Origin of the sequence: Burkholderia aenigmatica (assembly GCF_048627025.1) — a bacterium.
GTDB classification, from domain to species: Bacteria; Pseudomonadota; Gammaproteobacteria; order Burkholderiales; family Burkholderiaceae; genus Burkholderia; species Burkholderia aenigmatica.
In genome coordinates this window covers 2,103,610-2,118,429 of record NZ_CP184469.1, presented here as the reverse complement: position 1 = coordinate 2,118,429, position 14,820 = coordinate 2,103,610, and the positions used below count along the sequence as shown (strand labels likewise).

Annotated in this window: 12 protein-coding genes and 1 riboswitch; of the genes, 8 read left to right on the top strand and 4 right to left on the bottom strand. The window is 68.9% G+C overall.

Features of this window, described 5'->3' with window-relative positions; translation table 11 throughout:
• Positions 1-20: 20 nt before the first annotated feature.
• From ACN8ZM_RS26400 to ACN8ZM_RS26380, 5 genes are all read left to right on the top strand, one after another.
• Positions 21-728: a chemotaxis protein CheW gene (locus ACN8ZM_RS26400; protein WP_420211186.1), complete on the top strand. Its 708-nt coding sequence runs from the start codon at positions 21-23 to the stop codon at positions 726-728.
• Positions 725-3,037 carry a hybrid sensor histidine kinase/response regulator gene (locus tag ACN8ZM_RS26395; protein WP_420211185.1) on the top strand — a complete coding sequence of 771 codons (2,313 nt, stop codon included), beginning with the start codon at positions 725-727 and terminating at the stop codon, positions 3,035-3,037. Before ACN8ZM_RS26400 ends, ACN8ZM_RS26395 begins: the two co-directional genes overlap by 4 nt.
• Positions 3,034-4,053 carry a chemotaxis response regulator protein-glutamate methylesterase gene (locus tag ACN8ZM_RS26390; protein ID WP_043177930.1) on the top strand — a complete coding sequence of 340 codons (1,020 nt, stop codon included), beginning with the start codon at positions 3,034-3,036 and terminating at the stop codon, positions 4,051-4,053. The genes ACN8ZM_RS26395 and ACN8ZM_RS26390 overlap by 4 nt, the downstream gene beginning before the upstream one ends.
• A gap of 89 nt (positions 4,054-4,142) precedes the next feature.
• Positions 4,143-4,246: riboswitch (Fluoride riboswitch) on the top strand.
• A gap of 79 nt (positions 4,247-4,325) precedes the next feature.
• Positions 4,326-5,567 (top strand): voltage-gated chloride channel family protein, encoded by a 1,242-nt coding sequence (locus ACN8ZM_RS26385; protein ID WP_420211184.1) that lies wholly within the window; start codon positions 4,326-4,328, stop codon positions 5,565-5,567.
• A 70-nt stretch (positions 5,568-5,637) separates the two neighbouring features.
• Positions 5,638-6,225: a shikimate kinase gene (locus ACN8ZM_RS26380; RefSeq protein ID WP_420211183.1), complete on the top strand. Its 588-nt coding sequence runs from the start codon at positions 5,638-5,640 to the stop codon at positions 6,223-6,225.
• Positions 6,226-6,254: 29 nt separating this feature from the next.
• Here ACN8ZM_RS26380 and ACN8ZM_RS26375 read toward each other — a convergent pair whose 3' ends face one another.
• On the bottom strand, positions 6,255-6,968 hold the full coding sequence (locus ACN8ZM_RS26375; protein WP_175025044.1) for a riboflavin synthase subunit alpha: 714 nt from the start codon (positions 6,966-6,968) through the stop codon (positions 6,255-6,257).
• Positions 6,969-7,182: 214 nt separating this feature from the next.
• Positions 7,183-9,045 (bottom strand): ABC transporter ATP-binding protein, encoded by a 1,863-nt coding sequence (locus ACN8ZM_RS26370; RefSeq protein ID WP_420211182.1) that lies wholly within the window; start codon positions 9,043-9,045, stop codon positions 7,183-7,185.
• Between the two features lie 489 nt (positions 9,046-9,534).
• Between ACN8ZM_RS26370 and ACN8ZM_RS26365 the strand changes: the two genes are divergently transcribed.
• The gene (locus ACN8ZM_RS26365; protein ID WP_420211181.1) at positions 9,535-10,416 is read left to right on the top strand and encodes a Dyp-type peroxidase; all 882 of its coding nucleotides are present in this window, start codon (positions 9,535-9,537) and stop codon (positions 10,414-10,416) included.
• 101 nt (positions 10,417-10,517) lie between these two features.
• Here ACN8ZM_RS26365 and ACN8ZM_RS26360 read toward each other — a convergent pair whose 3' ends face one another.
• Together ACN8ZM_RS26360 and ACN8ZM_RS26355 are read right to left on the bottom strand one after the other, a co-directional pair.
• The gene (locus ACN8ZM_RS26360) at positions 10,518-10,919 is read right to left on the bottom strand and encodes an OsmC family protein (RefSeq protein WP_301768032.1); all 402 of its coding nucleotides are present in this window, start codon (positions 10,917-10,919) and stop codon (positions 10,518-10,520) included.
• Between the two features lie 98 nt (positions 10,920-11,017).
• A complete protein-coding gene (locus ACN8ZM_RS26355; RefSeq protein ID WP_043179151.1) occupies positions 11,018-11,941 on the bottom strand; it encodes a LysR family transcriptional regulator in 924 nt (307 codons plus the stop codon).
• A 496-nt stretch (positions 11,942-12,437) separates the two neighbouring features.
• Between ACN8ZM_RS26355 and ACN8ZM_RS26350 the strand changes: the two genes are divergently transcribed.
• Positions 12,438-13,490, top strand: coding sequence for a helix-turn-helix domain-containing protein (locus tag ACN8ZM_RS26350; RefSeq protein ID WP_420211180.1), 1,053 nt, complete (start codon positions 12,438-12,440; stop codon positions 13,488-13,490).
• Positions 13,439-14,755: an Nramp family divalent metal transporter gene (locus ACN8ZM_RS26345; RefSeq protein ID WP_043177919.1), complete on the top strand. Its 1,317-nt coding sequence runs from the start codon at positions 13,439-13,441 to the stop codon at positions 14,753-14,755. The genes ACN8ZM_RS26350 and ACN8ZM_RS26345 overlap by 52 nt, the downstream gene beginning before the upstream one ends.
• Positions 14,756-14,820: the final 65 nt, after the last annotated feature.

Below are 14,820 nucleotides of genomic sequence, written 5' to 3'. Positions count from 1 at the left end.
CGCGATGACCAGAGGAATTCATGAACCGCGCCGCCGCTGCCATTGACGAGACGACGATCGACGTCGACGATTGCTGGAACCGGATCGGCACGCGCGGCGACCGCTCGTGCGAGCGGCTGAACGACTGCCTGCGCTGTCTGAACTGCCCGGTGTACGCGTATCACGCGGCGAAGCTGCTCGAGCGTCCGCTCGACGGGGCCGAGATGGCCGACGCCACGCGCCGGATGAGCGCATTCGGTGCGCCGCACGTGCGCGATGCCGACGCCGATACGCACCATGCGGCGCTGGCGTTCCGGGTGGCCGACGAATGGCTCGCGCTGCCGATCGGCGTGCTGCGCGAGATTGCCGGCACGCGCCCGATCCATTCGCTGCCGCATCGCCGTAATTCGGCCGTGCGCGGCGTGGTCAACATCCGCGGCACGCTGCGCATCGCGATCTCGATCGGCGCGCTGCTCGGCCTCGACGCCGGCAAGGGCGGCAACGGCGGCGGCGATGGCCGCTTCACGCGGCTGCTGGTGGCGGCGCACCAGGGCGAGCCGGTCGTGTTCCCGGTCGACGAAGTCGAGGGCGTGCTGCGCTTCGGCGCATCCGACTGGGTGCCGGTGCCGGCGACGGTCGGGCGCGCGAGCGCCGGCCTGTCGCGCGGCGTGCTGTCGTGGCGCGGCAAGTCGGTGGGCCTGCTCGACGACGACCGCCTGTTCGACGCCGTGACACGGAGCATGCGATGAGCGGCGATGACGACCTGAGCCACCTGTCGCTGCTCGAGCTGTATCGCGAGGAGACCCGCACGCAGACCCAGGCGCTGTCCGAGCGGCTGCTCGCGCTCGAATCGGGCGAGCCCGATTCCGTCGCGCTCGAGGCATGCATGCGCGCCGCGCATTCGCTGAAGGGCGCCGCGCGCATCGTCGGCGTGCCGCTCGGCGTCGAGATTGCGGGGCGGATGGAAGAGTGCTTCGTCGCCGCGCAGTCCGGCACGATCGCACTGACGGCCACGCACGTCGACGTATTGCTGGCCGGTGTCGATTTGCTGGTGCGCGTCGGCGATCCGCAGGGGCCGCCCGTGTCGCAGACGGAGATCGACGTGTTCGCGGCAGCGCTGACGGGTGCCGATGGCGTGCAGACGATGCAGGCGCCGGCCGCCGTCCCGCCGCCGATGCCGCCGTCGATCGTGCCGCCGTATCGCGAGCACGACGGTGCCGCGAACGAGCCCGTCGGGGCCGGCGCCACCGTGCCGCCGCTCGCCGTGTCGGGCACGGTGCCCGATCCGGCCCAGGCCGGCCGCGTGGCCGGCGCCGGCGCGATGCGCCGCGTGCGGGCGGACACGCTGAACCGGCTGCTGAGTCTGTCCGGCGAATCGCTGGTCGAATCGCGCTGGCTCAAGCCGTTCGCCGAATCGATGCTGCGCGTGAAGCGCGCGCAGCGCGACGCGGCCCGCTCGCTCGATTTGATGTACGAACAATTCGCCGACGATCTCGACGCGGGCATGCTTGCGTCGATGAACGAAGTGCGGCACATGCTGAACGACCTGCAGCGTTCGCTCGCCGAGCGCATGGACGAATTCGACCGCTTCGAGCGGCGCAGCACGCATATCGCCGAGCAGCTTTACGACGAGGCGCTGCAGTGCCGGATGCGGCCGTTCGGCGATGCGACGCGCGCGTACCCGCGCATCGTCCGCGATCTCGCGCGCTCGCTCGGCAAGCAGGTGCGTTTCTCGATCGTCGGCGAGGGCACGCAGGTCGACCGCGACATCCTCGACCTGCTCGACGCGCCGCTCGGCCACCTGCTGCGCAACGCCATCGATCACGGCGTCGATTCGCCGGAAGCACGGCGTGCGCGCGGCAAGCCGGCCGAGGCGAGCGTGACGCTGGAGGCGCGCCACAGCGCCGGCTCGCTGCTGGTCAGCGTGATCGACGACGGCCCGGGCGTCGACATGGACGCGCTGCGTGCGGCCGTCGTGCGCCAGCGCCTGACCGACGACGAGACGGCCGCGCGGCTGTCCGATCCCGAGCTGCTCGAATTCCTGTTGCTGCCGGGCTTCTCGATGCGCGATGCGGTGACCGACGTGTCGGGTCGCGGCGTCGGCCTCGACGCGGTGCAGGAGATGGTGCGCGGCGTGCGTGGCGCGGTGCGGATCTTCAACGAGCCGGGCGCGGGGATGCGCTTCGTGCTGCAGTTGCCGCTCACGCTGTCGGTGATCCGCAGCCTGCTCGTCGAGGTCGGCGGCGAACCGTATGCGTTCCCGCTCGCGCACGTGCGCCGCACGCTCGAACTTCCGCACGACAATATCGACGTGCTCGAAGGGCAGCCGCATTTCCCGTTCGACGGCCGGCGCGCGGGCCTCGTGGCCGCGCACCAGCTGCTCGACGCAGGCGAACCCGATGCGGCGCGCACGAGCACGGCGGTGGTGGTCGTCGGCGGCGAGCCCGAACTGTACGGCGTCGCGGTCGACCGCTTCCTCGGCGAACGGATGCTCGTCGTGCAGCCGCTCGACAGCCGTTTGCACAAGATCCAGAACATCGCGGCCGGCGCGCTGCTCGAGAACGGCGACCCGGTGCTGATCGTCGATGTCGAAGACATGATCCGCTCGGTCGACAAGCTCGTGCGCGGCGGGCAGCTCGCGCGGCTCACGCGCGACCCGCAACTAGCGCTGGCCGACCGGCGCCGCCGCGTGCTCGTCGTCGACGACTCGCTGACGGTACGCGAGCTCGAACGCAAGTTGCTGGAAAAGCGCGGCTACGACGTGACGGTCGCGGTCGACGGGATGGAGGGCTGGAATGCGGTGCGCAGCGATGCGTTCGATCTGGTCGTCACGGACGTCGACATGCCGCGCATGGATGGCATCGAGCTCGTCACGCTGATCAAGAGCGATCCGATGCTCAAGCGCGTGCCGGTGATGATCGTGTCGTACAAGGATCGCGATGAGGACCGCCGGCGCGGGCTCGATGCGGGCGCCGACTACTACCTCGCGAAGAGCAGCTTCCACGACGAAGCGTTGCTCGATGCCGTGCACGACCTGATCGGAGATGCGCGCGGATGAACATCGGCATCGTCAACGACCTGCCGCTGGCCGTGGAGGCGCTGCGCCGCGTGATCGCGCTGCGCACGGACCACCGCGTGCTGTGGGTCGCGACCGACGGCGACGAGGCGGTGGATTTCTGCGTCGCGCATCCGCCCGATGTCGTGCTGATGGATCTGGTGATGCCGAAGGTCGACGGCGTCGCCGCGACGCGCCGGATCATGGCGCGCGCGCCGTGCGCGATCCTGATCGTGACGGCGAGCGTCAGCGCGAACACGTCGTCGGTCTACGAGGCGATGGGCGCCGGGGCGCTCGATGCGGTCGACACGCCGACGCTCGCGCTCGGGCTGTCGGCCGACGCGTCGCCGCAGGCGCTGCTCGCGAAGATCGACCAGATCGGCCGGCTGCTCGAAAGCCGCACCGCGGTGCTCGTGCCGCCGGGGCCGACGCCCGAGCGCGGCCAGCCGACGCTCGTCGCGATCGGCGCGTCGGCGGGCGGGCCAACCGCGCTGACCGCGCTGTTGCGGGCGCTGCCGGCCGACTTTCCGGCGGCGATCGTGATCGTCCAGCACGTCGACCAGGCGTTCGCGCTCGGGATGGCCGAGTGGCTCGACGGCTATACGCGGCTGCCGGTGCGCGTCGCCCGGCAGGGCAGCGTGCCGCAGGCCGGCGAGGTGCTGCTCGCGGCGACCAACGATCACCTGTATCTGTCGCCGCGCGGCGTGCTCGGCTACACGCGGCATCCGGCCGAGACACCGTACCGGCCGTCGATCGACGTGTTCTTCAACAGCGTCGCCGACGGCTGGCAGGGCGAGGCGTTCGGCGTGCTGCTGACGGGCATGGGGCGCGACGGTGCGCTCGGCCTGAAGGCGATGCGCGCGAAGGGCTGCCACACGATCGCGCAGGACGAGGCGACCAGCGCCGTCTACGGGATGCCGAAGGCGGCCGCGGCGATCGGTGCGGCGTCGGCGATCCTGCCGCTCGAGCGGATCGCGCCCCAGCTGATTTCGCGGATCACGCGCCCGCTGCGCGACTGACGGCGCTCGCGGGGCGCGCGACGCGGTCTTGCCCGGTTTCGATGCGTCGGTGGCCGCATTGCGGGCGGCGCGCGGCGTCGCGTACAATGGCGGCCAGCGGAGATGGCATGCCTCCCTGCGGTCGTACGCGGCGCGTTGCGCACGGTGCGGCCCTCAACCGCCGGTTCGCCCGGCTGATGATGCCTGCGTGTTCCTGGGTCGTCAGGAGGTCGCAGGCCGTCCATGCGGGTTTCTACCGCCCAGGTTTTGATGTTCCGTCGAATCTGGAAATCATGTTTTTCACGACTTCTGCCGATCTTCTCGCGACCGTGCGCTATGTGTGCCGCTGGCTCGCGCTCTCGGCCCTGCTTGGCACGCTGGCCGGCACGGCTTCCGCGTTGTTCCTGATCGCGCTCGACTGGGCGACCGGCACGCGCGTGGCGCATCCGTGGCTGCTGTGGGGGCTGCCGGCCGCCGGTTTCGCGACCGGCTGGATCTACCATCGCTTCGGCCAGTCCGTCGCGCGCGGCAACAACCTGCTGATCGACGAGATTCACGACCCGAAGGCGCTCGTGCCGAAGCGGATGGCGCCGCTCGTGCTCGTCGCGACCGTCGTCACGCATCTGTTCGGCGGCTCGGCCGGCCGCGAGGGCACGGCCGTGCAGATGGGCGGCGCGCTCGCCGATCGCGTCACGCAGGTGTTCCGCCTCGATCGCGAGCATCGCCGCGTGCTGCTGATGGGTGGCATCGCGGCCGGGTTCGCGTCGGTGTTCGGCACACCGCTCGCGGGCGCCGTGTTCGGGCTCGAGGTGCTCGCGATCGGGCGCGTGCGGTACGACGCGCTGCTGACCTGCGTCGCCTCCGCGATCGTCGCGGACGTCGTCTGCCGCGCGTGGGGCGTGCATCACACGGCCTATGCGATGCCGTTCGTGCCGGCCGTGTCGGCGACGGGGCTCGCCGTGACGGTCGTCGCGGGCATTGCGTTCGGCGTAGTCGGGCGGCTGTTCGCGTTTGCGACGCATGCGCTGACCGCGTGGTTCCGGCGCGTCGTCCGCTATGCGCCGCTGCAGCCGGTGCTCGGCGGCCTGCTGGTCGCCGTGGCCGCCACCGTGCTGAACGTGCCGCAGTATCTCGGCCTCGGTATCCCGACGATCGAGGCCGCGTTTCACGGTCCGCTGCCGCTCTACGATTTCGCGGGCAAGTTCGCGTTCACCGTCGTCACGCTCGCGTCGGGGTTCAAGGGCGGCGAAGTGACGCCGCTGTTCTACATCGGCGCGACGCTCGGCAACGCGCTCGGCCAGGTGCTGGCGCTGCCGGTGCCCGTGCTCGCGGGGCTCGGCTTTGTCGCGGTGTTTGCCGGTGCGGCGAATACGCCGATCGCGTCGACGATCATGGCGATCGAACTGTTTGGCGCGGATATCGGCGTGTATGCGATCGTCGCGTGCGTCGTCGCGTATCTGTTCTCGGGGCACGCGGGGATTTATCGCGCGCAGCGCGTGGCGGTGGGGAAGGGCGCGCAGGCGGAGGCGGAATGACGCGGGCGCGGGAGGCTGAATCGTCGCGGTGCGTGCGGGAACGCGATGCATGCGATGCCGGAGGGGAAACGTGTCGTTGCGGGTACATCTGATCGGGCCGGGCGGCGCCGGCAAGACCACGGTCGGGGAGATCGTCGCGGCGCGCCTGAACTGGCGGTTCGTCGATGTGGATCGGTGCTTCCTGGCCGCGCACGGGAACATCGCCGATTTCATCCGGGAGCGCGGCTATGCCGAGTATGCGTCGCACAACGTCCGGCTGTACGAGCAACTCAGGCGCGGGATGTCGGCGCCCACGATCTGCGCGGTGTCGTCCGGTTTCATGCTGTATCCGGACGATGTCGCGCCGGCCTATCCGGCACTTCGCCGTGACATCGAGGCGGACGGATTCACTGCGCTCCTGCTGCCGTCGTTCGACCTCGAACGCTGCGCGAACCTGATCGTGGCCCGGCAGGTGTCCCGGCCGTATCTCCATGCGAACGAAGCCGACGAGACGCGCAAGATCCGCGCTCGGTTCCCTGCGTTCATGCGCCTGAACTGCAAGCGGTTTGCGAGCGACGGCCCACCCGAACATGTGGCGGCCGACATCGAACGCTTTATCGTGGCGTCGATGGCTTCGCGCGAACACGGTTCGCATGCGGTCGCGGGCGGTACGCGGTGATCCAGCGGATCACCGCGTACCGGCACCCGTTACGGCTTCGGCAGGCGCGCGACATGGCGCGCCAGTACTTCCTCGATATCGATGCCTTTTTCCGCCAGCAATGCGGTCACGACGCCGTTCAGTTCGCCGAGCGTTTCCTTGACCGATTCCCGGATCGTATCGACGACCACCTGCGTGCTGCGCTCGATCTCGATGTTGACCGTGTCGTTGACGCCCTTCCCGTCGAAGGTCGTCGCGCGTCGCGTTTCGGGAATCAGCCAGACATCGAACCAGCCTTCGTCGCGGTTGACGTCGGACACCGTCAGGCTGCAGCCGTTGATCGCGATATAGCCCTTTGCGAACACATACCGCTTGAAGGCGTCCGGCACGCCGATGCGCACCATCCGGTTATGTTCGGACACGGCGATGTGCCGGATGGTCCCGGTGAAGTCGACATGGCCGGACAGCGGATGCCCGCCGATCTCCGCGCCGTCCTTCGCGGCTCGCTCCACGTTGACGGGCGCGCCCGTCACGAGATCGGCCAGCGTGGTGATCCGCAGGCTCGGCAGCATCACGTCGAAGTCGATCAGCTCCGGCGAATGGATGGTCGTCACCGTCAGGCAGACGCCGTCGACCGAGACGCTGGCGCCGATCTCGATGTCGTCGGTAAACCGCTCCGGGAATTCGATGCTGAAGGTTCTCAGTTCCCCGTGATCGGCGATCGTCTTGATGGTGGCAACGCCCTGGACAATTCCTGTAAACATGGTCGATCCCTTGTCGCGAATTTGCTGGCCGACATGATAAGGGATCCCGGAAAGGGACACCTCGCGGCGCGCAGTTGCGGGGCGGCAGGCGTGAGGCGCTGACGTAAAAAAGGCCGTGCACCTGGCACGGCCTCGATCCGGATCCATTATCCATGTGCAGACGCGCGCCGGCGGTGATGACCGCACCGCCGACGCGCACCGCGACGCGCTTGGGTCACACCTCGGCCGGCTCGCCCAGCGGCCCGGTGTCGTCGTCCGCCGTGCGCCGCGGCGAATCGGCGAGCCCCTTCGCGAGTTCCAGCGCCTGCCGCTCGAACAGCCGGCGATAGATGCCGCCTTCGATCCGGATCAGCGCGTCGTGGCTGCCTTCCTCGATCACCTTGCCGCGATCGAGCACGAGCAGCCGGTCGAGCGCGCGCACGGTCGACAGCCGGTGCGCGACCACGAGCGTCGTGCGGCCGACCATCAGCCGTTCCATCGCCTGCTGGATCAGCAGCTCGCTTTCGCTGTCGAGGCTCGACGTCGCTTCGTCGAGGATCAGGATCGGCGCATCGGCGAGGAACGCGCGCGCGATCGCGACCCGCTGGCGTTCGCCGCCCGACAGCTTGATCCCGCGTTCGCCGACCAGCGTGTCATAGCCGTCCGGCAGCGTGGCGATGAAATCGTGCGCGCTGGCCAGCCGCGCGGCGCGCTCGATGTCGGCCCGGCTCGCGTCGGGGCGCGCATACGCGATGTTCTCCGCGAGCGTGCGGTGGAACAGCACGGGCTCCTGCTGGACGATCGCGATCTGGCTGCGCAGCGAATCCTGCCGCACCCGCGCGATGTCCTGGCCGTCGATCGTGATGCGGCCGCCCGACACGTCGTACAGGCGCTGGATCAGCTTGATGAACGACGTCTTGCCCGACCCCGAGTGGCCGACGAGGCCCACGCGCTCGCCCGGCGCGATCCGCATCGAGAAATCGTCGTACAGCGGCACCGGATGGTTGTCGTAGCGGAACGTCACGTGCTCGAAGCGGATTTCGCCTTGCCCGATCCGGATGGCCGGCGCGCCGGGACGATCGTCGATGCCGAGCGGCTGGCGTTCGAGCGCGACGAGTTCTTCCATGTCGTTCACCGAGCGTTGCAGGTTGCGGATGTGCATGCCGACGTCGCGCAGGTAGCCCTGCAGCATGAAGAACATCGTCAACGCGAATGCGATGTCGCCGACGCTCGCCTCGTCGTTCGCCCACAGCCGCAGCGCGACGCCGATCATCGCGGCCTGCATCGCGACGAGCATCGCGCCCTGCAACCCGCCGTTGAGCGTGCCGCGCACCCAGGTGCGGCGCGTGCGCTGCCGCCACTTGCCGATCACGCGCGCGAGCCGCGCTTCCTCGCGCGTTTCCGCGCCGAACGCCTTCACGACCGCGTTGCAGCTCACGGCATCGGCGAGCGCGCCGCCCATGCGCGTATCCCACAGGTTGCCGAGCCGCGCGGCCGGCGCGACGATGCCGAGCGACACGGCCACCGTCACCGCGATGTACAGCAGCGAACCCGCGCCGACGACGAGCCCCATCACGGGCCAGTGCGTGCCGAGCAGCACGGTGGCACCGACGAGCATCGTGACCGATGGCAGCAGCGCAATCAGCACGGTGTCGTTCAGCAGGTCGATCGCCCAGATCCCGCGCGTGATCTTGCGCACGGTCGAGCCCGCGAAGCTGTTCGCGTGCCAGTCGGTCGAGAAGCGCTGCACGCGATGGAACGACGCGGCCGCGATCTCGCTCATCATCTTCAGCGTGAGCTTGATGATGTTCAGGTAGACGCCTTGCCGCAGCACCGTCGCGCCGAGGCCGAGCGCGGCGAGCGTGCCGAACGCGACGAGGGCCGCATGCCACGCGGCGGCGCGGTCGGTCACGCCCATCGACAGCGCGTCGACGAGGCGACCGGCGAACAGTGGCGTGAGCACGTCGGCGAGTGCGGCGAGCAGCGCGAGGCCCGCGACCGTGGCGGTGCGGGCCGGCTGCTTGCGCCAGTAACGGAAGGTGAAGCCGAAGACGGCCTGGAATGCCTGGCCGCCCAGATGGGAGGTTTTTCTGGTCATTTATCGTTGCCCGGCGCATCGCGCGACGGGACTTTCCGGTTCGGAGAACATCGAAAACGCAACAGCCGGGCCGCGCGAAAATGGCGGGTGGAAAACGAAACAGGCTGTCGGGAAACGGCGCGGCTGACGGGTTAGCGGAAAACTCGGGAGCCGGCGCGGACGGCGGGCTGGATCAGCTGTGCCGTGGGACCACGTTCGGGAAGGTTGCTGGCATTGGGAACATCTGCACCTCCCCTGAAGTGAACGGTTGAAAGGACGCCGAAAAGACGTGAAAAGATTCTATCAGCAGAGTCGGGCGCGCCGCAACGTCTGACGAATGGGCGTGGCCGCGTCGATACGGTTAGTATTCAGGGTTTCGGCCCTTCTTTTGCGGCCCTTCCACAGTGCGGCAACGCAAGGGCCGGCACGCGCATCGATTACACTCCAGCGTCTGCGGCGCACGCCGCCGCGGCCCTCGCAGATTCACCACGATACATTCCTGAGGAAACGATGAGCGACGTTCAGCAAGGCATCCTGACCCCGATCGATACGGTGTCCCGATACCTCACTTTTACGATTTCGAATGACGGCAATGTGGCAGCGGCGCTGGCCGCGCTGCGCGAGATCGTCGACGGACGCGACACGGTGGTCGGGTTCGGGCACGCGCTGGCGGCGCACCTCGGGCGCCCGGTGCCGGGCCTGACCGAATTCCCGGCGTTCGCGGTGAAGGACCGCACGCTGCCGGCCACGCCGGCCGACGTGTGGGTCTGGCTGCGCGGTAATGACCGCGGCGAGATCGTGCTGCGCGCGCGGACGATCGAACGCGCGCTGGCGCCGGCGTTCGCGTTGCAGGACGCGGTCGACGGTTTCCGCTATTCGACCGATCGCGACCTGTCCGGCTATGAAGACGGCACCGAGAATCCGGACGGCGACGAAGCAGTCGCCGCGGCGATCGTGACGGGGCAGGGCGCGGGGCTCGACGGTGCGAGCTTCGTCGCGGTTCAGCAGTGGCTGCACGACTTCGACCAGATGGAGCGCATCCCGTCGGGCGACATGGACAACATCATCGGCCGCCGCCGCTCGGACAACGAAGAACTCGACGACGCGCCCGAGTTCGCGCACGTGAAGCGCACCGCGCAGGAAAGCTTCGAGCCCGAGGCGTTCATGCTGCGCCGTTCGTCGCCGTGGTCGGACGCGCGCCGCGCGGGCCTCTATTTCGTGGCGTTCGGCTGTTCGTTCCGCGCGTTCGACGTGCAGATGCGCCGGATGAGCGGCGCGGAAGACGGCATCGTCGACGGCCTGTTCCGCTTCACGCGGCCGCTGACGGGCGCGTATTTCTGGTGCCCGCCGTTGAAGGACGGCAAGCTCGACCTGTTCGCGCTCGGACTGTAAGCGCCTGACGGGTTCGACGAAACGGGGGGCCGCGCATCGTGCGCGGCCCCCCGTTTTTTTGCGCGGCGATCGTGCGCCGCGTGCGCTGTGTGCGTTGCGGGTCAGCTCAACGTGGTGTCGATCCGCGTGCCGCGCTTGATGAACAGCGTGACCGGCGTCTTCTCGCAGATTTCGGCGAGGCGCTGGCGTTGCGCGTCGTCGAGCGGGCCGTCGAGCGTCACGACGCGGCGCACGTATTGCGTGCCGTCGCGATCCGCATGCAGCTCGGTGCGCACGTCGATGCGCGCGGCCGGCCACGCCTTGCGCTGCATATACATGCGCAGCGTCGCGGCCGTGCATTGCGCGAGGCCGGCCAGCACGAACGCGAACGGTGCCGGCCCGCGATCCTGGCCGCCTTCGCGTGGCGCTTCGTCGCCGGTCAGCGCGTGGGTGCCGGCTTGCAGCTGGACGACGTAGTCGGGCGCTTCGGCGTCGAGGACGGCGGCGGCATGGATGAGCGACATGGCAGGTCTCCGGTCAGCGGGAACAAGAAAGCGGGCGCCGCGGGGCGGCGTGCAGCCGTCAGCATACCGTCCCGATCGCAATGGCGCGCGCGGTGCGGCTACGCGTCGGCGACGCCGGCGCTGCTGCGGACGAGCGCGGCGATGCGTTCGCGCACCCACTGGTGCGCGCGATCGGCGTCGCGCGATTCGTGCCAGTACGCGAGCAGCGGGAACGGCTTGAGCCGCAACGGCAGCGGCCGCACGACGATCGGCAGCAGCGCGGCCATCCGCAACGCATAGGTGTGCGGCAGCGTGACCAGCAGGTTGCCGGTCGCGGCGATCTGGCACGCGGCGAAATAGTGCTGGCAGGTGAGCCGGATGTCGCGGAAGCGTCCGTCGTTGCCGAGCAGCACGTCGAGCGATTGCGGCTCGCCGAGCGACGACACCGCGACATGCTGCGCCGCGAAATAGTCGCCGCGCCGCAGCGGGTCGCGCGCCAGCGGGTGATCGCCGCGCAGCGCGACGACCAGCGAATCGTCGAGCAGGTGTTCGGTGGCGATGCGCGGGCCGGTCGGCACGCGGCGATCGACGGCGAGATCGAGGTTGCCCGATGCGAGTTCGCGCTCGATGTCGGCCACCGCGATGCGGCGGCTCACGAGCCGCAGGCCCGGCGCTTCGTCGGCGAACGCGGCGACGATCCGCGGCAGCGCGATCGATTCGAGCACGTCGCGAATGCCTACCGCGATGCTCAGGTCGAGCGTCGCGGGATCGAATGCCGACGACGCGCGCGCGGTGCCTTGCAGGCCCTTCAGGTGGACCTGCACGTCCGCGATGATCGAACGCGTGCGTTCGGTGGCCACGACGCGGTTGCCCTGCCGCACGAACAGCGGATCGTCGAAATGCGCGCGCAGCCGGTTGAGCGCATGCGTGACGGCCGGCTGCGTGAGATGCAGCGCGCGGGCGGCCGCGCCGATGCCGCCATGTACGTAGACGGCGTCGAGCACGCGAAACAGGTTCAGGTCGAGACGGTGATCGGCGGGCACGGGCACGGGCGGCGTGGTGAATCGTGGCTCGATTCTAAAGGATGCGCAGGCAACGGATACGCAGGCGTTCCGGCGTGGCGATCGATGGCGCGGGACAGGTGCCGATATCGTTTGGGCCGATATCCGGCTGCGCATTTATCCGGATACCCGAGGCATCCTGTCGTCATGAAATGCGCAGCGTGCGACGCACATCATCGCAATAATCGGCGAGAACGGCCGGTGCGACTTCACGCAGGCCCGCCAGTCACCCCCGACAGCCTGTAGTAATCCGCCATCATGCTGTCCGCGTCGGCCATTTCGCGCCAAAGGCGCGACCCGTTCGGCTAAGATGCCGTCGCTTCATATTTCGGGATAGCCGTCCTGTCGCACGCATTCAAACCAAATATAAGCCTGACAGTTCGACGGTAATAAAAGAAGTCGAAACAAGTCGGGGGCTTGGCCAGTGAATGCAGCAGATCAGAGGTGGGTCGTTATCTATTTGAGTACGGGGTTTTCGTTGGCCCAGGCCGCGCGTCTTGGCGAGGCTTTCAACCTGGCGAATCGCCTGCACGCATACAGTGCGGATTACCAGTTGAAGTACGTATCCGAAAGCGGGGGGCTGTTGCAGTCGTCGTCCGGCGTGAGCATCGCGGCCGATCCGCTCGGCGACGAGCACGGCCGCCGTGCGCTCGCGTTCTTTCATCTCCACGGCGACCGCGCGGCCGTCAACTGGGACGGCGCATTGCAGCGTCGCCTGACCGACATTCGCCGTCATGCGCGCTGGATCGTCGACGCGATGGACCTGCCCGCGCTCGCGGCCATGCAGCGGCCGTCGGCGACGCTCGAAGAGCGGCCCGGCCGGGCCGGGCGCCGGGTCGCCACGACGGTCGAGCTGCAGGCCGGCGAAACCGACGTGTTCGCCGCCGTGCTCGACATGTTCCGCGTCGATCTCGGCGACAGCGCCGCGCAGGAGATCGCCAGCAACATGCTGCGGCCCGTCGAGCAACGCTATACGCAGTCGATGTGGGCCTTTCGCGAGCTGAGCGCGAGCCCGTCGATCCGGATGTCGGCGCAGCGGCTGCGCGCGCAGAGCGTGAACCGCATCTCGATCGCGAACGCCGCTCAGGCCGCCGCGATGAGCGAACGCAACTTCCTGCGGCGCTTCAAGAAGGAGATCGGCGTGACGCCGACCGAGTTCGTCCAGCACGTGCGGCTCGAGCGCGCCTGCCACATGCTGGTCCACACGACGCTGCCGGCCGACAAGGTCGCGCGCCGCACCGGGTTCGGCAGCGGCGAGCGGCTCGCGAAACTGTTTCGTCAGCGCATGCTGATGTCGCCGACGGAATTTCGCGTCACCGAACGCGAAAGGATCCTCACCCGAAGCGCCACGCCACCCGATGCGGACGGGGGGGCCTGCGACGACGCCGGGGGGCAGTGCGCCGCATGCACCGCCGCGCGGGAGAAAACCGGACGGATACCCGTAGAATCGTCGTGTCGCGATCTCGATCCCCGGTTTACATGCCCCTCCTCCCCACTACCGCCACCGCCCCTTTCTGCCCGTCGGAAGTAAAGGGCAGCATCACGATCGATGCCGGCGCGCCGCGCTGGCAGAAGCTCAAGCGCTTCTTCGGCCCCGGCCTGCTGGTCGCGATCGGCTACATGGATCCCGGCAACTGGGCGACCGATATCCAGGCCGGCTCGCAGTTCGGCTATTCGCTGCTGTGGGTCGTCGCGTTCTCGAGTCTCGCGGCGATCTTCCTGCAGATGCTGGCGGCGCGGCTCGGCCTCGTCGCGGGCAGGGATCTCGCGCAGGCCAGCTACGACCGCTACGGCCGGCTCGGCCGCATCGTGCAGTGGGTGACCGCCGAAGTGTCGATCATCGCGTGCGACATCGCGGAAGTGCTCGGCTGCGCGCTCGCGTTCAAGCTGCTGCTCGGCGTGCCGCTCGCGTGGGGGATCGTGCTGACCGCGCTCGACACCGTGATCGTGCTCGGCCTGCAGGGCAAGGGGTTCCGGCAGATCGAGGCGATCGTGCTCGCGCTGATCGCGACGATGGCGTTCTGCTTCGTCGCACAGGTCGCGATCACGCCGCCCGACTGGCATGCGGTGGTCGGCGGGCTGGTGCCGGGCGATCCGGGCCACGACCGCAAGGACGCGATCGTGCTCGCGCTCGGCATCGTCGGCGCGACGATCATGCCGCACAACCTGTACCTGCATTCGTCGGTCGTGCAGACGCGGCGCGTGGTGGGCGGTGCGCGCGGGACGATTCGCGACACGCTCGCGCTGGTGCGCATCGATACGTTCGTGTCGCTGTTCGTCGCGATGCTCGTCAACGCGGCGATCCTGGTCGTCGCGGGTGCGGCGTTCCATGCGACGGGCCAGCACAACGTGACCGACATCGAGCAGGCCTACAAGCTGATTACGCCGATCGCGGGCGGCGCGGCCGCACTGCTGTTCGGGATCGCGCTGCTCGCGTCGGGGCAGAGCTCGACGCTCACCGGCACGATCGCCGGCCAGGTGATCATGGATGGCTTCCTGCATACGAAGATCCCGTGCTACCAGCGCCGGCTGATCACGCGCGGGCTCGCGCTCGTGCCGGCGCTGATCGGCGTGCTGTGGCTCGGCGACGGCTCGGTCGGGCAGCTGCTGGTGTGGAGCCAGGTGCTGCTGAGCCTGCAGCTGCCGTTCGCGATGTGGCCGCTGATCCGCTCGGTCAGCGATCGCAATACGATGGGCGAGCACACGATCGGGCGCGGGATGCAAATCGCCGCGTGGGCGCTGTTCGTCGTCATCACCGGTACGAACCTGTTGCTGATTACCGGTGTGGCGGGCTGATACAGCCTGTCACAGGCTGACACAGTCGCGCGGCGCGCATGCGGTAAACTGCGGCCTTTCGATCG